The organism is Aeromonas sp. 603757 (assembly GCF_049171255.1).
GTDB classification, from domain to species: Bacteria; Pseudomonadota; Gammaproteobacteria; order Enterobacterales; family Aeromonadaceae; genus Aeromonas; species Aeromonas veronii_A.
Genome location: NZ_JAAKOE010000007.1, coordinates 178,237 through 196,649 on the forward strand (window position 1 = coordinate 178,237; position 18,413 = coordinate 196,649).

Here is an 18,413-nt window from a genome sequence, read left to right on the forward strand (position 1 = left end):
CAGGCGATAAGACCCATGTAACGCAACCCTCCTCCCTCTCTCCACCAGGTTGGCAACACGCCAGCTGGCGTGGCTTTCGTTGCGTATACATGTGCCGTGAGCGGCATTCCGGATTTATTCCCACGGTGGCTGATGCCACCGCTCAATAGAAGAACGTTGAATTATGTCAGCTGAATTTCTGAGTGAAGTCTCCAAGAGACGCACTTTTGCGATCATTTCGCACCCGGATGCGGGTAAAACCACCATCACTGAAAAAGTCCTGCTGTTCGGACAGGCCATTCAGCGCGCCGGTACCGTCAAGGGCCGTGGCTCGGGCCAGCACGCCAAATCCGACTGGATGGAGATGGAGAAGCAGCGTGGTATCTCCATCACCACCTCGGTGATGCAGTTCCCCTATGCCGATTGTCTGGTCAACCTGCTCGATACCCCGGGTCACGAGGACTTCTCTGAAGATACCTACCGTACCCTGACCGCGGTCGACTGCTGCCTGATGGTCATCGATGCCGCCAAGGGTGTTGAAGACCGGACCCGCAAGCTGATGGAAGTGACCCGTCTGCGTGATACCCCTATCCTCACCTTCATGAACAAGCTGGACCGCGAAGTGCGCGATCCGATGGAAGTGATGGACGAGGTGGAGCGCGAGCTGAAGATCATGTGCGCCCCGATCACCTGGCCAATCGGCTGTGGCAAATCCTTCAAGGGTGTCTATCACCTCTACAAGGATGAGACCTATCTCTACCAGAGCGGTCAGGGCCACACCATTCAGGAGAAGCGTGTAGTCAAGGGGCTGAACAACCCGGATCTGGATGCCGCCGTCGGCGAAGATCTGGCCCGGCAACTGCGTGACGAGCTGGAGCTGGTGCAGGGCGCCTCTCCCGAGTTCGATCACGATGCCTTTATCGCTGGCGAGATGACCCCGGTCTTCTTCGGTACCGCACTGGGTAACTTCGGTGTTGACCACATGCTGGATGGCCTGACTGACTGGGCGCCGTCTCCTATGCCGCGCAAGGCCGAGAGCCGCGAAGTGGTGGCGACCGAGGAGAAGTTCTCCGGTTTCGTATTCAAGATCCAGGCAAACATGGATCCGAAGCACCGTGACCGTATCGCTTTTATGCGTATCGTGTCAGGTACTTACAGCAAGGGCATGAAGATGCGCCACGTGCGTATCGGCAAGGATGTGAACATCTCCGATGCCGTGACCTTTATGGCCGGTGACCGTGAGCAGGCGGAAGACGCCTTCGCCGGTGACATCATCGGTCTGCACAACCACGGTACCATCCAGATCGGCGACACCTTCACCCAGGGTGAGGATCTCAAGTTCACCGGTATCCCGAACTTTGCACCGGAACTGTTCCGCCGCATCCGCCTGCGCGATCCGCTCAAGCAGAAGCAGCTGCTCAAGGGGCTGGTCCAGCTCTCCGAAGAGGGTGCGGTACAGGTGTTCCGTCCGCTGATCAGCAACGATCTCATCGTCGGTGCGGTCGGTGTGCTGCAGTTTGACGTGGTGGTTTCTCGTCTGAAGAGCGAGTACAACGTCGAGGCCATCTACGAGGCGGTCAACGTCTCCACCGCCCGCTGGGTGGAAGGGACCGACGTCAAGAAGTTCGAAGAGTTCAAGCGCAAGAACGAGGTCAACCTGGCCCTCGATGGCGGTGACAACCTCACCTATATCGCGCCGACCATGGTCAACCTGCGCCTGGCACAGGAGCGTCACCCCGACGTGGAGTTCCGCCAGACTCGCGAGCACTGATACTGCTTACCAAATCCCGCCAGATGGCGGGATTTTTTTATGCATCAAGGAGAGGTGATGGTTGAATCGATGAATCCTGCCTGCTCGGCTCTGGCTGAGAGTTATCTGTTATCCCTGCCGGTGGCAGCACGGGCTCGTCATGTCTCAGCGGACTACTTCTGTGCTGATGCACACAATGCCAACCTCTGTGCCGCGCTGGTAGCAGCATGCCGCAAGCGAGCAACCTGTAGCCTCGCTTACTGGTATCTGGAGAAGGGCGAGCGGATGCCGGAACAGGGGGACCTACTGGTGGTAACCGACTGGAGTGGTCTGCCCAAGGCTCTGGTTGAACTGGTGTCAGTCACCTTGTGTCCATTCGATGAGATTGATGCTGCGTTTGCCGCCGAGGAAGGGGAGGGAGATGGCTCTTTGGCTTGGTGGCACGAGGCGCACAAGGCTTTCTTCGAACGCGAGATGAAGGCGGAAGGGAGAGAATTTGATGAGCACGCCACGCTGGTGCTGGAGCGATTCCGGGTAGTGGCGCTGCCGCAGTAAACGAAGCGGCAAGCAGGGGAGACTCCTGCTTGCCGCTATCACTTTAGAGCGCTAGGTCTAACACCATGCAGATCTCACAATCCCCGTGGCCGGTGCAGCCAAGGGGGCCGGGCAGGTGTTCAAAGCCCAGTGATTCATAGAGGCTGGTGGCTTCGCGCAGTACCTCAGTGGTCTCCAGATAGCAGCGGCGATAGCCCAAACCACGAGCGGCATCCAGTGCCTGCAACACCAGCCGCTTGCCAAGGCCCAGTCCGCGCAGGGCGGGCATAAAGTACATCTTCTGCAGCTCGCAGACTCCCTCTTCTCCCGCCAATGGCGCGATACCACCACCGCCGAGGATGGAACCGTCCGGCCCTTCGATAACCCAGTAGCGGCTCTTCTCCCCCTGATAGCTCTGGGAGAGGGTGTCGAGATTGGGATCCGAGACCCCATACCCTTTGTCGGCGGTGAGGTCATATTCGGCCGAGACGGCGCGGATCACCAAGGCGATCTGGGCATTGTCCGCCGCCGTGATGGGGCGGATCTGGTAACCCCGCTGGCGACGGGCGCGGGAGAGGGCGCTGCGATAGAGACGTAACCCTTGCCACAACTGCTCCCGCTCGGGCAAGCTCAACTGCGCCAGCATCTCTTCCATCGCCCCGTCCATCTCCCGGTGCAACTCCAGCAGCATCCCCTGACCGTTGACGGTGAGGCGGGCCTCCTTGCTGCGGCCGTCGGAGGGGTGCGGGTGCCAGCTGATAAGCTCCCGCTCGGCGAGGCGTGCCAGCGGACGGCTGGCGTTGGATTTGTCGATGTGCAGCTTTTCTGCCAGCTGCTGATTGGTGGCCGGGGCGTTTTCCAGCTCGATCAGCAGGTGAGCCTCGATGGGGGTGAGTGCCAGATTGCCGCACTGCTGGGAGAGCATGCCGAGTTCGCGAACCAGATCGCGCGACAGGGCGCGCAGGGGACGGGGATCCATATCGTGGTTTCCTTTTTAGTTGTGCATGACAACTAAAATAGCGTAAAAGTTGTAATTCGCAACCTTTTGCTGTGATGGCTTGCAGAATATAGGGTAAGCGGCAGCACCGTTAGCGGGGCTGCCGTAGGCAGGGGGGGGCGTCAGGCGGCGGCTCTGATAGCCAGCTCCGGGCGGCGGGAGAAGCAGCGGGAGAGCAGCAACATGGTGGCGACGCCTATGGTGCCCAGCACCAGCCAGGGGAGGGCCGGTTGTCCCTGTTGCAGCGAGAAGTCATAGAGGGAGCCACCGCCCACATAGCCGGTCATGCCCCCCAGCGCCAGTCCGAGGCGGCTGAAGCCCATGTAGCTGCCGCGGGCTGTGGGGTTGGCCAGCCGGGTCATCAGGGTCTCCCGGGCCGGTTCACAGATGATAATCCCCAGATAGAAGCAGGCCAGCAGCACGAAGATGCCGGAGAGGGTGCTGACAAAGGCGACCAGCCCGATCCCCACCGTCATCAGCAGGATACCCGCCATCAGCCGGCTCTCCAGCCGATAGCGCCGCTCGCTAAAACGGGCGATAGGGTAGAGCAGCGCCAGCGACAGCGCCGTTTCCAGGCTGTACATCCAGCCCACCGCCGTGGTGGTGCCGGAGAGCTGCTTGACCAGAATGGGGAAAATAAGCATCACCTGTACCCACAGCATGTAGTAGCCGCTCAGGATCAGCACCAGTCGGCAGAAGGCGCGATCCGCCAGCACCTGCCCCAACCCTTCACGCATCGGAGTCGGTTTGACCGAGAGGCGGTAGGCGGGCAGCAGGGTCCAGTTGCAGAGAGCCGCCAGGGTGAAGAGCCCGGCACCCAGCAGGCAGACATAGGTGAAGTCAAAGCGCAGCAGCCAGCTGCCTAGCAGGGCACCGGTGACGGCTCCCGCGCTCTCCAGCATCATCAGCAGGGAGATAAAGCGGCCCCGCTCATGGGGACGGGTAAATTTGATCACCAGTGCGGCCCGTGGCGGATCGAACAGGCAACCGCCCAGTCCGGAGAGGAAGCAGGAGAAGATCAGCATGGCGCCGCTGTCGGCCCAGGCCAGGGTGGCAAAGCCGACGGCGCGCAGCAACATGCCGGTGACGATGAGCGGGCGGGCGCCGAAGCGGTCGGCGAGGGAGCCGCCGAAGATCCCCAGTCCCTGCTGGGTCAGCTGGCGCAGGCCGAGGGCCAGCCCCACCAGACCGGCGGCCCAGCCGAGTTGATCGACGAAGCGCAGGCTGATCATCGGCATCACCACAAAGAAACCCAGGATCACCAGTGTGGTATCCAGCGCCAGAAACCAGCGTCCCCAAAACCTCGCCCTATCGACCATAACGCCCTCTCATTCACAGATACCTTCATTCTGGAGAGGGTTTAGATATAGTGGTAGACGACAACTACCTATATTTCATATCAGGATTATTTATGTCTATGGATCTGGACGATCTGCAACTGCTGCTGGATGTGGCCGAGCTGGGCAGCTTCAGTCAGGCGGCGGCCATTCGTGGCTGGTCACAGCCGCTGGTGAGCCAGCGGATTGCCCAGCTGGAGGAGAGCCTCGGGGCACCGCTGTTTCAGCGTCATCGGCGCGGGGTGACGCCGACCCGTGCCTGCGAGGAGTTTCTCCCTGCCGCCCGCTCGGCGCTGGCCACTCTGAGTGAAGGACGGTTGGCACTGCAGGGGGCACCTGCACTGCCCTGTATCCGTCTCTCCAGCCTCCCTTCGCTCACCTCGGTGGTGTTTGGCTCGCTGTTGATGGAGCTGGTGGATGAGCCGTTCGAGATCCGCTGCACCACGGATCACTCCGGCGAGATCATGCAGTCGCTGCTGACTGGCGAGGCCGATATCGGCTTTGTACTCAAGCGTCCGCCGGTTGCGGGCCTGCAGATGGAGCTGCTTTGCTGCTCCCCCATTATCGCTATCGCCTCGCCATTGCATCCGCTGGCCGGTTGTCACGGCCTCACCCTGGAGGATATTGCCGACCAGCGGCTGGCGCCTCAGGTATGGGGGCCGGGGTGTGACGTCTTTATCCAGCAGTTGCGGCGGCTGCGGCGGGCCGCCAGCCCCCTGCATGCGGTGCAGCCCGCCAGTGCGGCGCGGGATCTGGCGCTGGAACACGGGTTTATCACCCTGATGCCGGAGCTGGCCATCAAGCGGGATCTGGAGGTGGGGCGGCTGGTCAGGCTCGATGTGCGCAATCTGCCGCAAGAGCATTGGGATGTGATGATGGCTTGGCGAGGTGGCAAGCGGCCCAACCCGGCCCGGGAAACCGTGTTGGCCACCGCCCGCACGCTGGCGAAACGGTGGCGCAATGAGTAGAGCGATGCGGGACAAGGCCCGCACCGGGTGGATCAGTAGCTGGCCTTGAGGGTCACGCCACTGAACGCTGCAAACCCTGACAGCTGCACATGCCAGGTGCCCGCCTTGGGATTGGTGAACGAGCAGCTTTCGTTATTGCCCCCCTTGTAGGGGCGGCAGTCGTAACTGCTGCTGGTGGGGGCGCTGCCAAAGCGGACGTAGAGGTCGGCATCACCGGTACCGCCGCTGCTGCTGATCTGCAGCGACCTGGTGCCCGCCGGTACGTTCAGGGTGTAGTTGAGTTTGCCACCCTTGCTGGCGGCGAGGTTGCTCACCGGCACGCCGTTTTGCAGCACGTTGTCGCTCGGTGGCGGCGTGCTGCCGCAGCTGGCATCGACCCCGACGGTCTGGAAGGCCCGTGCCACATCCGCCTGACTGTAACCCAGATCGGCGGTCGCCCGGCTGACGCCGCAGGCCCCTTGCTGATAGTTGGTGTTGGCGCCCCAGTAGAGGCGGTTGGCCAGCAAGAAGACTTCAAATGCCTTGCGGGTGTTCCAGCCACTGCTGGTGGCGAGCAGGTAGAAGGCGCGGTTATAGACCCCGGAGCTGTGGTGTACATCCATCCCCTCCTGATAATCCGCCGCATGGCCGATGGACCTGCCATCCCGGGTCGGATCCTCGAAGTAGCGCAGGGAGCCGTTGCCCTTGAAGATCTGGGCGCCGACCAGCCAGTCGTTGCTCCCCTTCATGTAGAACTCGGCCGCTTCACCCGCCATATCGGAGAAGGCCTCGTTGATGCCGCCGGATTGTCCTGAATAGATCAGCCCGGAGTTCTGTTCGGTAAAGCCGTGGCTCACCTCGTGAGCCGCCACATCAAGGCTCACCAGCGGGTGGAAGGTGGTAGCGCCGTCACCGAAGGTCATCTGGCTGCCATCCCAGAAGGCGTTCTCGTAATTCTTGCTGTAGTGAACCCGCATCTTCAGTTTGAAGGTGAGGGGCGCCGTGTTGTACCAGTTGCGGTACATGTCGAACACCACGTTGCCGAAGTAGTGGGCGTCGTTGAGGGGCGAATAGGCGCCGTTGATCTCCTTGACCCGGTTCTCCGGGCAGGTGAACTGGTGGATGGCACCGCCTGAGGTGGCGTGGTTGAGGTTGATGGTATCGACGTTGGGGCTGGTCATCCGGCAGTTGTCATCCACGATGAGCGGGCCAAAGTCGGTGCCGTAGACGTATTTGCCGGTCTTGATGTTGCCCCCCGGGCCGCTGGCGTCCTTGTGGTTGATCCCCTCCCAGCGTTTGAGCTCCTCACCGCTCTGGGCATCAAGAATGACGAAGGGGCGGCTCGGCTTGTCACCTTCGGCGATGAAGGAGACCTGATAAACCAGCCGGGCCAGCCCGTTCTCATCCTGCATCACGTAGAGTTTGACCTGCTCGTTGCTCCCCTTGCTGCCCGCCTTGGCCTTGCTGGCGGCATCCTGTGGCGAGAGGGTGGCGACCGGGCTTGCCACATCCTGATCGATCTGGCGCAGCATGCGCCCGCTGGCTTGTTGCAGCTGGCCGTTCAGGCTCTTGTCAGCTACCACCACCTGACCCATTACCGGGATGCCGTTCCAGACCTGCTCGTAGCGGATCCGCTGCTGGCCATTGGGCAGCTTGACCACCCGCACCTGACGAAACTCGCCATCTTCCAGCTGCAAGGTACCACTCGCGGCACTGAGGCCTGTCATGGCCCGGATGCCGTTTGCCGTTACGTTGATCTCTACCTCTTGCGCCGCCAGTGCGGCGCTTCCCCAGCAGGCCAGCGCAACGGCCAGATAAATTTTATTCATCTCTTCTTTCCTTAAATCGATGAGGTTGATAAACCGACCGAAGGTCGGGCGTTTTGAAGCTAGTGCCGGTGGGGGAAAGTGCCCCCTGTCAAAAGTGACAGCGCAGCACAAAGGGGTAGCAGGATCTGCCAAAGTGCCGTTTGGGGGGCATTTATCGGCGTCATGTGGAGAGCATTATCCGGTTTCAGACACCCACCCTCCTCTTTTGAGGGAGGAGAGAGCGTGAGCTGTCACCCTCTGCGAAGCCTGTCGGAGGAGGGCCGTAAAAGTGGCTGGCGCGGCCAGTGGCGATTGGCTACATTGGGTGCTGGTTAGCGATTTGATCACTGATTTGAAAGGAGAATCCCATGTTTTCATGGCAGTTGGACGACGAGCTTGCGCTGCTCTTCTTGCAGCCCGATATGGCGAGCGAACTGTTTGCCCTCTGCAATGACAACCGGGAGTACCTCTCCCAGTGGCTACCCTGGCCGCCACTGATCCAGCGCCCCGTCGACAGCGCCCTCTTCATTCGCAGTGCTATCGAGAAGTTCGCCCGGGGCGAAGGGCTCACCACCGCCATCGAGTATCAGGGGGAGGTGGTCGGCGTAATCGGTTACAACAGCATCGATCACGACCTTGGCAAGGTGGTCATCGGTTACTGGCTGGCGGAGCGCTGGCAGGGTAACGGCATCATCACCCGGGCCTGTCAGGCCCTGATCCACCACGCCTTCGAAGAGATGGGGATGGAGAAGGTGGAGATCAGCGCCGCCACCGATAACGAGCCCAGCAGGGCTGTTTGTGAGCGGCTCGGGATGCAGCTGGAGGGGGTGACCCGGCGCGCAGAGCGGCTGGGCAACCGGATTGTGGACCACGCCCACTACAGCCTGCTGCGCGATGAGTGGCTAAGACAGAGGGAGTCCTGATGACGCTGCCACATATCAAGACGGCTCGTACCCACCTGACCATACTGTCGCCGGATCAGGCCCCCATGATGCTCGACTTCTACCAGCGCAACCGTGCCCATCTCGCCCGTTGGGAGCCGCTTCGGGACGAGCACTTTTACACCCTCTCGTACTGGCATGCCCGGCTGCAGGACAGCTACAGCCAGTTCTTCAACGGCACCGGCGTCAATCTGGTGGCCCTCGATCCGGCTGGCGAGCGGGTGATCGCCACCTGCAACTTCAGCAATATCCTGATGGGGGTCTTCCAGGCGTGTCATCTGGGCTATGCCATCGACCAGCAGCATCAGGGACAGGGGATGATGGGAGAGGTGCTGTCAGTCGCCATCGACTACCTGTTTCGGGAGCACGATCTGCATCGCATCATGGCTTGCTATATGCCAGCCAATCAGCGCAGTGGCGCCTTGCTGGAGCGGCTCGGCTTCGAGCGGGAGGGATTCGCGCGGGCGTATCTGATGATCAATGGTCGCTGGGAGGATCACATCCTCACCTCGCTGATTAATCCGGCCCCCTGAGCGACAGATAAAAAAACGGGCCCGAAGTTGCCTTCGGACCCGTCTTCGAATGAGGTGCAGGCTTAGTTGGCCTTGGCATCGCTCACTGCAGCTTCAACCTTGGTAGCGGCTTCGGTAGCAGCTTTTTCTACGGTTGCAGTCGCTTCGGAGGTGGCCTTCTCTACGGTAGAGGTGGCTTCGCTAGCGGCTTTTTCTACAGTGGCAGCAACTTCGGCGGCCGGAGCAGCAGCAGGAGCGGCAGCTTTTTCTTCTTTCTGACCGCAAGCAGTCAACATCAGACCCAGGATACCGGCTACCAGTACTTTGTTCATGTGCATTCCCTCAAATAAATATGGAGAGATGGTCTGTGCAACCATCACAGCGCCCACCGTTGCCCGGTATTGAAACAAGAAGCCGGGAGGCAGCAGGCGGGCGCAATATAGCCCCATTAGTTACCGATGAAAACGGATATCACAATGACATTTTTTCGTGCCGTGGATAAAAAGCTCCACTGCAACGACTGATATCAATACAAGATGCCGTTAAATGGTACTGATTGCACAATAAAACACCGCTTTGCTGCCGTCTTGTGGCGGTTTAACAAGGTCAAGGTTGGTCAAGTGCGGCCGATGACCCGTACCTTAGTCAGACAGCTTCTGACAGGGCAGCCGTTTTCCCTCAAGGTGGCTCTGACGGGCCAGATCCAGCAGCGCCATCACCGCCAGCGCTTCACTTGCTGGCACCGGGTTGCTTCCCTCACCCTTGATGGCGGCGCAGACACCGCGATAGTAGGCGCCATAATCCCCCGGCTCACCCACCACGCTCTGCTGCTGCAACTGACCATCGACAATGCGGCTGAGCTGACCGGGTTCACTATCCATGCCCCAATCCGCCGCCGGTGGCCGCTTGCCCAGTTTGAGCTGATCTTCCTGCACATCCATACCGAATTTCACGAACGAACCCTGGCTGCCGTGAACGATGAAACGCGGCATGGTGGCCGAGACCAGACAGCTGCCATGCAGAATGACCCGCAGAGCACCGTAACCCAGCACCACATGGAAGTAGTCGTCCGCCAGTGCGCCGGGGCGCTGCTCGGCCAGATCGGCCTGCAACCAGTCAGGTTGGCCGAACAGCTGCAATGCCTGATCCAGCACGTGGGGGCCGAGATCGAACCAGAGGCCGGAACCCGGGCCACCCGCTTCGCGCCAGCGCTGGCGTACTTCGGGGCGATAGCGATCGAAGTGCGATTCGAACTGAGCGATCTGCCCCAGCGTCCCTTCGGCAATCAAACGGCGCACGGTAAGGAAATCCCCGTCCCAACGGCGGTTGTGAAAGATGCTGAGCAGTCGCTGCTGCTTTTCGGCCAGCTCGACCAGCGCTTGCGCTTCAGCCAGATCCAGTGCAAAGGGCTTGTCGATCACCACATGTTTGCCTGCCAGCAGCGCCTGGCGGGCGAGGGGGGCATGGGTGTCGTTGGGGGTGGCGATCACCACCAGATCGACGGTCTCATCGCTTAGCACCTCCTCCAGTGAACCGACCCGGCAGGCGGGCAGATCGGTCTGCACCTTGGCGGCATCGCGGCTTACCACCCAACTCAGGGACAAGCCCGGGGTGGTGGAGAGGAAGGGGGCGTGGAAGGTCTTGCCTGCAAAGCCATAGCCCACCAGGGCTGCGTTGAGAGTGTGGCTCATCGGGAGTTCTCCGCTGACATCGAGTGAGTGGGGTTGCCATCGCAGGCTCTCTGCCGGATGGCCATGTGCTGTAAAGGCGATACAAACGAGAAGGGGGCCGATGGCCCCCTGAGTGTGCCCATCAGAGCACAGGATTTATTGCAAACACAAGCGGCGACCGCGGCGGGTCATCAGCATCACCAGAGGCGGCAGCAGCAGCCACATATGCAGTGCCAGCTGGCTGAGCGGGTCGTGCATCAGGGCGCCAGTCAGGCCAACCAAAGCGCCGGAGCCGCTCATCTGGAACAGGCCGAGCAGGGCCGCGGCGGTACCGGCGCAGTGGCCGAACGGTGCCAGCGCCATCCCGGCGGCAGAGCCCAGAATCATGGCAAAGCCGATGCTGGAGAGGAACACCGGCCCCATCATCGCCAGCGGATGTTCGATGTGCATGGCCAAAGTCAGGGTGATGGCCGAGAGCATCAACACCAGCAGGCCGATGCGCAGGGTGCGTCTTGGCCCCACCTTGGCGATAAAGCGCGGCGCCATGAAGCAGGCCAGGATGTTGAGCGCGGCGTTGGCGGTAAACCAGTAGCTAAAGCCGCTCATATCGAGCCCCAGTTTCACCATCAGCTGCACCGGTGCGGCGGTTACATAGGCGAGGATCACCGCCATCGCCAGCATGCACAGCGCCGCGTTGAACAGGAAGCTGGGGGAGCGCAGCACCGGGCTGTAGCGGGACCAGCTGATGAGGGCCCCTTCACTGCGGGTCTCCTCCGGGCGGGTCTCCGGCATCCGCCACATCAGCCAGCAGCCGACGATGAGTGCATAACCGGCCATAAACCAGAAGTTGGCAGACCAGCCCGCCTTGGCGGTGAGCCAGCCACCGAGCAGGGGGGCCAGCGCAGGAATAAAGCAGATGGCGCCATTGAGGTAGGAGATCATCTGACCGCTCTTTTTCGGGCCGTAGCTGTCACGTACCACCGAGAAGGCGGCGACCGAGGTGGCGCAGGCGCCAAAGCCCTGCAGCACTCGCGCCAGCATCAATTCGCCGAGGCTGGCGGCAAAGCCAGCCCCCAGCGCGCTCAGGCCATAGAGCAGCACGCCGCCCAGCGCGATGGGCTTGCGACCGTAGCGATCGGCCAGCGGGCCAACAAGCAGTTGCCCCAGCCCCATGCTGAACAGGAACCAGGTGATGGTGCCCTGCATCAGGGTTACTTCGGCGCCCAGCTGCTCGGCCATCTGCGGAATGGCGGGCAGGTAGATGTCGATAGCCAGCGGACTGAACAGCACCAGTAGTACGAGCAAAAGTATCAATGGCATCTGTCACCTCTTTAGTCAGCCAGGTTAATGAATTGGGGCGCGAGTCTACTGACTCACAGTAATGAATAGAAATGGTATTTAATCACTTTGGTTATTCCATTATGGAAACATGTATTAAAAAGCTGGTTATTCGATGGCGGCAAATCCCCCGCAACCCCATCACAGCGGGTGTAATTGACGCTTTTACTAAACGCTTGCGCCGCATAGAATGCGCAGATTATTTTTGCGGAGGTGCTCGATGAACAAGCTTGTCCTGGCAACAGGTAACCAGAAAAAGGTGAAGGAATTGGCCGCCATGCTGGCCGATATGAAGATCCAGGTGATCCCACAGAGCGAGTTTGCGGTCTCCGATGCCGATGAGACCGGCACCACCTTCGTCGAGAATGCCATCATCAAGGCCCGCCACGCCGCCCGCATTACCGGTCTGCCCGCCGTGGCCGATGATTCCGGTCTGGAAGTCGATCTGCTGCAAGGGCGCCCCGGCGTCTACTCCGCCCGTTTTGCCGGTGTGGGTGCCGGTGACAAGGCCAACATCGAGAAGCTGCTCGGCGAGCTGCAAGGTGCCCCCGAGTACCTGAAGAGTGCCCGCTTCTGGTGTGTGCTGGTCTATATGCGCCACGCTGACGATCCCACTCCCATCATCTGTCAGGCGAGCTGGGAAGGGATGATCATCGACGAGCCGCGCGGTCAGCACGGTTTCGGCTATGACCCGGTCTTCTTCGTGCCGGATCACGACTGCACCGCCGCCCAGATGCCCGCCGAGCTGAAGAACCAGCTGAGCCATCGCGGTCAGGCGCTGGCCAAGCTCAAAGCGGCGCTGGCTGCGGCGCACTGAGTCACTTCGCCACCTTGTTGGTTACACACGGTCAATTACACATAGTCATCTACAATGGGGGCCTTGAGCCCCCGTTTTATTGGAAGCCCCATGCTGCAACTGCCGCCGCTCTCTCTCTATATTCATGTGCCCTGGTGTGTCCAGAAGTGCCCTTACTGTGACTTCAACTCCCATGCCCAGAAGGGGGAGTTGCCTCACCTCGAATATGTCGCCGCTCTGCTGGAGGATCTGGATCAGGATCTGAAGTGGGCGCAGGGGCGGCCGCTCTCCTCGATCTTTATCGGTGGCGGCACCCCCAGCCTGCTGACGGTGGAGGCGATGCAAGCCTTGCTGGACGGGGTACGGGCCCGCATACCGCTCACCGCAGATTGCGAGATCACCATGGAGGCCAACCCGGGCACGGTGGAGGCGGACAAGTTTGCCGGTTTCCAGCGCGCCGGCATCAACCGTATCTCCATCGGGGTGCAGAGCTTCCAGCAGGAGAAGCTGACCCGCCTCGGCCGCATTCACGGCCCGGAAGAGGCGCGCAAGGCCGCCGCACTGGCCCATGCCATCAAGTTGCCCACTTTCAATCTGGATCTGATGCACGGTCTGCCGGATCAGAGTCTGGATGATGCCCTTTATGACCTGCAGCAGGCTATCGACTGTGCCCCACCGCACCTATCCTGGTATCAGCTCACCATAGAGCCGAACACGGCATTTGCCTCCAAACCACCCAAGCTGCCGGAAGATGACACCCTGTGGGATATCTACGAACAGGGCCACGCCATGCTTACCGCCAGCGGTTATCGCCAGTACGAAATCTCGGCTTATGCCAAAGAGGGTTACCAGTGCCATCACAACCTCAACTACTGGCGCTTTGGCGACTATCTGGGGATCGGCTGTGGCGCCCACGGCAAGGTGACCGATCTCGCGGATCAGCAGATCCTGCGCACTGCCAAGGTGAAGCATCCGAAAGGGTATCTGGACAAGAGTCGTCCCTATCTGGACGAGCAGTGGCAGGTGACGGCAGACGATCTGCCGCTCGAATACTTTATGAACCGCTTCCGACTGTTTGAACCGGCCCCCAAGGCGGAGTTCGAGGCCTATACCGGCTTGCCGCTGGAGCGGGTCGAGACAGTGCTCGCCATCGCCCAAAGCAAGGAGCTGATCGAGGATTTGGGGGATAGCTGGCAGCTCACCTCTCTCGGTCATCGCTATCTCAACGTATTGCTCGAACTCTTTATGGATGAGTGAGTGGCCTGTTGAGACGCGCTGTTGAGGCTGTGAGTTGGCGTTGCCAGACCACTTCTTCTGTCAAAACAATCAGGGCGCCATTGGCGCCCTGATTGTTTATGGTCGGTAGAAACCCGCTCAGCAGCAGACGCGGATCATCTGCTGTTGGCCGGGCTCCCACCGCTTGCCAAATTTGGCCTTGCGCTGGTAACTCCCCTTGCCCTTCTTGTTGCGCTCGACCCGGCTGCGAAACAGGGGATCGGAGAGCAGGGCGTGCAGATGGTTATCCTTTATTTCGCCGCGCTGATGGGCATAGTTGCCCCCTTGCGCATTTTCCTCACGGGGGAGGGCGGGTTGGTCGACCCGAATTTTGGCCATGATGGCTCCTCTTCTTTTCTCTTGGTGTGTTGATTCTTGTGTCTGGATGGTGGTTTTCGCTGCGAGCGCCTGTTCAGCTGAGCGCCCGCCAACCGGATGGACTGGCACCGGTTAAAAACGCGGCGATTTTGTCACCAAATCGCCGCCGGAGCAATGCGTCGGGCGCGCCGAGTCAGTCACTCTGAGCTAGGCACGCTCAGTCAGGCATACCACGTCAGCCGTGAACCGGGTCATGCTGGTCGTAGCTGTGGTGCTCGTGATGGGCAGGGGCGCCAGATTCCAGCGTCTCGAGGATGGCGCAGTGCTCCGCCGAGCGCGGCCCGCCGCAGCAGATATTGGAGAGCTCGCGCAGATTGTCGCGAAAGCGGGTCAGTTCGATGATCTTCTGCTCCACCTGGGCCAGCTTGGTGTCGGCCACAGCTTTCACCTCCTGACAGGTGACTTTGGCCTTGTTGGTGTCGAGGTCGAGCAGCTCGCCGATATCGGCCAGCGAGAATCCGACCGACTTGGCGCGGATAATAAACTCCAGCCGCCGCTTGTCCTGTTCACTGTAGAGGCGGTAGCCGGATTCGTTGCGGATCCCCGGTGAGATAAGCCCGTTCTTCTCGTAAAAACGCAGGGTATCTGCCTTGACCCCGCACGCCTTGGCCAGTTCACCGATCCGATACATGCTCTCTCTCCCCTTGAATGTATGCCGCCACAAAAACCGGAATCCACTATCACCCCTTTGCCCATGGATTGCCAGCCAAGGGCATAAAAGGGACAGATAAACATCTCCTGGCGACCCTTTTTCCCATAAAACACTGAAAGTGCAAACGTTTCGAGAAAATCAGGTGAAAACGTTTAACGCCGCGCCAAATAAGGCTTTGCTGTTTCAAAAAATCCACCACAGGTCACATTTTTTGTGTAGAATACGCGCCCATAACAGAGCGCCGCACCAAGCGGGCATTTCCTAAAACGCTTTTGCCGGATGTCGGGGCGAGAGTGGTTTGCGAAATCCCCCACTTCCATTTATTTGGGGACTCTCTGTGTTGAGCCTCGCCTCCCATGGAACGGTCCCCGTTATGTTGAGGACGATAGTGTGATGGAACAAGCTCGACCCATTCGCCGTGCACTGCTGAGTGTGTCTGACAAAACTGGCATTCTGGAATTTGCCAAGGCACTCAACGAGCGTGGTGTTGCCCTGCTCTCCACGGGCGGTACCGCCAAGCTGCTTGGCGAGGCGGGTCTGCCGGTGACCGAGGTCTCCGACTACACGGGTTTCCCTGAAATGATGGATGGCCGGGTCAAGACCCTGCATCCCAAGGTTCATGGCGGCATCCTCGGCCGTCGGGATCAGGATGACGCCATCATGGCCCAGCACGCTATCTCCCCCATCGACATGGTTGTCGTCAACCTTTACCCCTTCGCCGCGACAGTGGCCAAAGCGGGCTGCACCCTGGCCGATGCGGTCGAGAACATCGACATCGGCGGCCCGACCATGGTGCGCTCTGCCGCCAAAAACCATAAAGATGTCGCTATCGTCGTCAAAGCTGCCGACTATGATCGGGTTATTCGCGAAATGGATGCCAACGGCAACAGCCTGAAACTGGCGACCCGTTTCGATCTGGCCATCGCAGCCTTCGAGCACACCGCCGCCTACGACGGCATGATCGCCAACTACTTCGGCACCATGGTTCCTTCCTACGGTGACAACAAGGAGGGTGACGAGGAGTCCCGCTTCCCGCGTACCTTCAACAGCCAGTTCATCAAGAAGCAGGACATGCGTTACGGCGAAAACAGCCATCAGGCCGCCGCCTTCTACGCCGAAGAGCATGCCGCGCCGGGTTCCGTCTCCAGCGCTGTCCAGCTGCAGGGCAAGGCGCTCTCCTACAACAACATCGCTGATACCGATGCAGCTCTGGAGTGTGTGAAGGAGTTCGACGAGCCGGCCTGCGTCATCGTCAAGCATGCCAACCCCTGCGGTGTGGCTATTGGTAGCGACCTGCTGAGTGCCTACGACCGGGCTTACCAGACCGACCCCACCTCTGCCTTCGGCGGCATCATCGCCTTCAACCGGCCGCTTGATGGCGCCACTGCGGCAGCCATCGTGGCCCGCCAGTTTGTCGAAGTGATCATCGCCCCCACCGTCAGCCAGGAGGCCCGCGATGCGGTCGCTGCCAAGCAGAACGTGCGTCTGCTCGAATGCGGTCAGTGGACGGCACCTGCGCAAGGTTTTGACCTCAAGCGCGTCAACGGCGGCCTGCTGGTGCAGGAGCGGGATCTCGGCATGGTGACGCTGGGCGACCTGACCGTGGTCAGCAAGCGTCAGCCGACTGAGGCCGAGCTGCAGGATCTGCTGTTCTGCTGGAAAGTGGCCAAGTTCGTCAAATCCAACGCCATCGTCTATGCCAAAGATGGCCAGACCATCGGCGTCGGCGCAGGCCAGATGAGCCGTGTTTATTCGGCCAAAATCGCCGGTATCAAGGCGGCGGACGAAGGGCTGACCGTGGCGGGCTCCGTGATGGCCTCCGATGCCTTCTTCCCGTTCCGCGACGGTATCGATGCTGCCGCTCAGGCTGGTATCTCCTGTGTGATCCAGCCGGGTGGCTCGATGCGCGATCAGGAGGTGATCGACGCCGCCGACGAACACGGTATGTGCATGGTCTTCACCAACATGCGCCATTTCCGTCATTGATGGGTCAGGGGCTGCCGATGGCGGCCCTTTTGTTGTCTCTTTTCAACTGACTATTTCCACTGACTGACGGCCCGGGTGGCCGTCCGGTGACCACAAATAGAAGCGAGCGATACGATGAAAGTACTGATCATTGGCAACGGTGGCCGCGAACACGCCCTGGCCTGGAAGGCCAAACACTCCCCACTGGTACGTCACGTTTTTGTGGCGCCGGGCAATGCGGGCACCCAGCTTGAGCCGGGTGTCGAGAACGTCGCCATCGAGGCGACCGATATCGAAGGGTTGCTGGCCTTTGCCAAAGAGAAACAGGTCGGCCTCACCATCGTCGGGCCGGAAGCGCCGCTGGTGAAAGGGGTGGTGGATGCCTTCCGCGCCGCCGGTCAGCCGATCTTTGGCCCGACTGCTGCCGCTGCCCAGCTGGAAGGCTCCAAGGCTTTCACCAAGGATTTCCTGGCCCGTCACGCCATCCCGACCGCCGAGTACCAGAACTTCACCGAAGTGGAGCCTGCGCTCGCTTATCTGCGCGAGAAGGGCGCCCCCATCGTCATCAAGGCCGATGGTCTGGCGGCGGGCAAGGGGGTGATTGTCGCCATGACCTTGCCGGAGGCGGAAGACGCGGTGCGCGACATGCTCTCCGGCAATGCCTTTGGCGAAGCGGGCTCCCGGGTGGTGATTGAGGAGTTTCTGGAGGGGGAAGAGGCGAGCTTCATCGTCATGGTCGATGGCGAGCACGTGCTGCCGATGGCCACCAGTCAGGATCACAAGCGGGTTGGCGACGGTGATACCGGCCTCAACACCGGCGGTATGGGGGCTTACTCCCCGGCGCCTGTAGTGACCGCCGAGGTACATCGACGCGTGATGGAGCAGGTGATCATGCCGACTGTGCGCGGCATGGCGGCCGAGGGCAACGTCTACACCGGTTTTCTTTACGCCGGTCTGATGATCGACGGCGCAGGCAATCCCAAGGTGATCGAGTTCAACTGCCGCTTTGGCGATCCCGAGACCCAGCCCATCATGCTGCGGATGCAGTCCGATCTGGTGGAGCTCTGCCTGGCCGCTTGCGCAGGCAAGCTGGATCAGAAAGAGGCCATCTATGATCCCCGCGCCGCTATCGGCGTGGTGTTGGCGGCGGGAGGCTATCCCGGCGATTACAGCACCAACCACCCCATCAGCGGCTTGCCGGTGGATGAAGTGGCGGGTGAGAAGGTGTTCCATGCCGGTACCCGTCTGGAGGGCGATACCAGCCTGACCGCTGGCGGCCGCGTGTTGTGCGCCACCGCCCTCGGTCACACTGTGGCAGAAGCCCAGCAGCGTGCCTATCAGCTCGCTGGCCGCATCAAGTGGGATGGCGTTTTCTATCGCAAGGATATCGGCTGGCGCGCCATTGTTCGCGAACAGGAGTAACTGACGCCAGCAAATGGCCAGCTGATTCAGACCCCGCTACGGCGGGGTTTTTTGTCCCTGTTTACCGCTTTCAACCATCCCCATGGTGCGTGTCACCTGCGTTCAATCAGTT

17 protein-coding genes are annotated in these 18,413 nt (G+C 60.7%); 9 read left to right on the forward strand and 8 right to left on the reverse strand.

What is annotated here, in order from left to right; all coding sequences use genetic code 11:
- Positions 1-163 precede the first annotated feature (163 nt).
- Together prfC and G5332_RS09340 are read left to right on the forward strand one after the other, a co-directional pair.
- Positions 164-1,750 carry a peptide chain release factor 3 gene (prfC, locus tag G5332_RS09335; RefSeq protein ID WP_005349018.1) on the forward strand — a complete coding sequence of 529 codons (1,587 nt, stop codon included), beginning with the start codon at positions 164-166 and terminating at the stop codon, positions 1,748-1,750.
- A 57-nt stretch (positions 1,751-1,807) separates the two neighbouring features.
- A complete protein-coding gene (locus G5332_RS09340; protein ID WP_421172244.1) occupies positions 1,808-2,284 on the forward strand; it encodes an ASCH domain-containing protein in 477 nt (158 codons plus the stop codon).
- A 43-nt stretch (positions 2,285-2,327) separates the two neighbouring features.
- On the opposite strand, the gene G5332_RS09345 is transcribed toward G5332_RS09340, so the two are convergent.
- Positions 2,328-3,242 carry a bifunctional helix-turn-helix transcriptional regulator/GNAT family N-acetyltransferase gene (locus G5332_RS09345; RefSeq protein ID WP_421311232.1) on the reverse strand — a complete coding sequence of 305 codons (915 nt, stop codon included), beginning with the start codon at positions 3,240-3,242 and terminating at the stop codon, positions 2,328-2,330.
- 140 nt (positions 3,243-3,382) lie between these two features.
- The gene (gene mdtH / locus G5332_RS09350; RefSeq protein WP_421172242.1) at positions 3,383-4,579 is read right to left on the reverse strand and encodes a multidrug efflux MFS transporter MdtH; all 1,197 of its coding nucleotides are present in this window, start codon (positions 4,577-4,579) and stop codon (positions 3,383-3,385) included.
- A 92-nt stretch (positions 4,580-4,671) separates the two neighbouring features.
- Between mdtH and G5332_RS09355 the strand changes: the two genes are divergently transcribed.
- Complete coding sequence (locus tag G5332_RS09355; protein ID WP_005340524.1) at positions 4,672-5,565, forward strand: LysR family transcriptional regulator; 894 nt, start codon at positions 4,672-4,674, stop codon at positions 5,563-5,565.
- 32 nt (positions 5,566-5,597) lie between these two features.
- Here G5332_RS09355 and G5332_RS09360 read toward each other — a convergent pair whose 3' ends face one another.
- Positions 5,598-7,373 (reverse strand): M4 family metallopeptidase, encoded by a 1,776-nt coding sequence (locus G5332_RS09360; protein ID WP_266134775.1) that lies wholly within the window; start codon positions 7,371-7,373, stop codon positions 5,598-5,600.
- 347 nt (positions 7,374-7,720) lie between these two features.
- Here G5332_RS09360 and G5332_RS09365 point away from each other — a divergent pair, with 347 nt between their 5' ends.
- Positions 7,721-8,275: a GNAT family N-acetyltransferase gene (locus tag G5332_RS09365; protein WP_005340529.1), complete on the forward strand. Its 555-nt coding sequence runs from the start codon at positions 7,721-7,723 to the stop codon at positions 8,273-8,275.
- Positions 8,275-8,826, forward strand: coding sequence for a ribosomal protein S5-alanine N-acetyltransferase (gene rimJ / locus G5332_RS09370; RefSeq protein ID WP_421311233.1), 552 nt, complete (start codon positions 8,275-8,277; stop codon positions 8,824-8,826). Before G5332_RS09365 ends, rimJ begins: the two co-directional genes overlap by 1 nt.
- A gap of 62 nt (positions 8,827-8,888) precedes the next feature.
- On the opposite strand, the gene G5332_RS09375 is transcribed toward rimJ, so the two are convergent.
- The 3 genes from G5332_RS09375 to G5332_RS09385 all read right to left on the reverse strand — a co-directional run bounded on the left by G5332_RS09375 (position 8,889) and on the right by G5332_RS09385 (position 11,795).
- A complete protein-coding gene (locus G5332_RS09375; RefSeq protein WP_005340533.1) occupies positions 8,889-9,137 on the reverse strand; it encodes a hypothetical protein in 249 nt (82 codons plus the stop codon).
- Between the two features lie 309 nt (positions 9,138-9,446).
- On the reverse strand, positions 9,447-10,496 hold the full coding sequence (locus G5332_RS09380) for an oxidoreductase (RefSeq protein ID WP_268012390.1): 1,050 nt from the start codon (positions 10,494-10,496) through the stop codon (positions 9,447-9,449).
- 135 nt (positions 10,497-10,631) lie between these two features.
- Positions 10,632-11,795 carry a multidrug effflux MFS transporter gene (locus tag G5332_RS09385; RefSeq protein WP_058056771.1) on the reverse strand — a complete coding sequence of 388 codons (1,164 nt, stop codon included), beginning with the start codon at positions 11,793-11,795 and terminating at the stop codon, positions 10,632-10,634.
- Between the two features lie 238 nt (positions 11,796-12,033).
- Between G5332_RS09385 and rdgB the strand changes: the two genes are divergently transcribed.
- Both rdgB and hemW read left to right on the forward strand, forming a co-directional pair.
- On the forward strand, positions 12,034-12,630 hold the full coding sequence (gene rdgB / locus G5332_RS09390; protein WP_005340539.1) for an RdgB/HAM1 family non-canonical purine NTP pyrophosphatase: 597 nt from the start codon (positions 12,034-12,036) through the stop codon (positions 12,628-12,630).
- Positions 12,631-12,720: 90 nt separating this feature from the next.
- Positions 12,721-13,866 (forward strand): radical SAM family heme chaperone HemW, encoded by a 1,146-nt coding sequence (gene hemW / locus G5332_RS09395; RefSeq protein WP_335818087.1) that lies wholly within the window; start codon positions 12,721-12,723, stop codon positions 13,864-13,866.
- Between the two features lie 117 nt (positions 13,867-13,983).
- Here hemW and G5332_RS09400 read toward each other — a convergent pair whose 3' ends face one another.
- Both G5332_RS09400 and zntR read right to left on the reverse strand, forming a co-directional pair.
- A complete protein-coding gene (locus G5332_RS09400; RefSeq protein WP_005340543.1) occupies positions 13,984-14,223 on the reverse strand; it encodes an alternative ribosome-rescue factor A in 240 nt (79 codons plus the stop codon).
- Positions 14,224-14,437: 214 nt separating this feature from the next.
- Positions 14,438-14,893 carry a Zn(2+)-responsive transcriptional regulator gene (gene zntR / locus G5332_RS09405; protein WP_421172238.1) on the reverse strand — a complete coding sequence of 152 codons (456 nt, stop codon included), beginning with the start codon at positions 14,891-14,893 and terminating at the stop codon, positions 14,438-14,440.
- A gap of 414 nt (positions 14,894-15,307) precedes the next feature.
- Here zntR and purH point away from each other — a divergent pair, with 414 nt between their 5' ends.
- Both purH and purD read left to right on the forward strand, forming a co-directional pair.
- Positions 15,308-16,900 (forward strand): bifunctional phosphoribosylaminoimidazolecarboxamide formyltransferase/IMP cyclohydrolase, encoded by a 1,593-nt coding sequence (gene purH / locus G5332_RS09410; RefSeq protein ID WP_201994810.1) that lies wholly within the window; start codon positions 15,308-15,310, stop codon positions 16,898-16,900.
- Between the two features lie 114 nt (positions 16,901-17,014).
- The gene (gene purD, locus G5332_RS09415; RefSeq protein WP_227341940.1) at positions 17,015-18,301 is read left to right on the forward strand and encodes a phosphoribosylamine--glycine ligase; all 1,287 of its coding nucleotides are present in this window, start codon (positions 17,015-17,017) and stop codon (positions 18,299-18,301) included.
- Positions 18,302-18,413 lie beyond the last annotated feature (112 nt).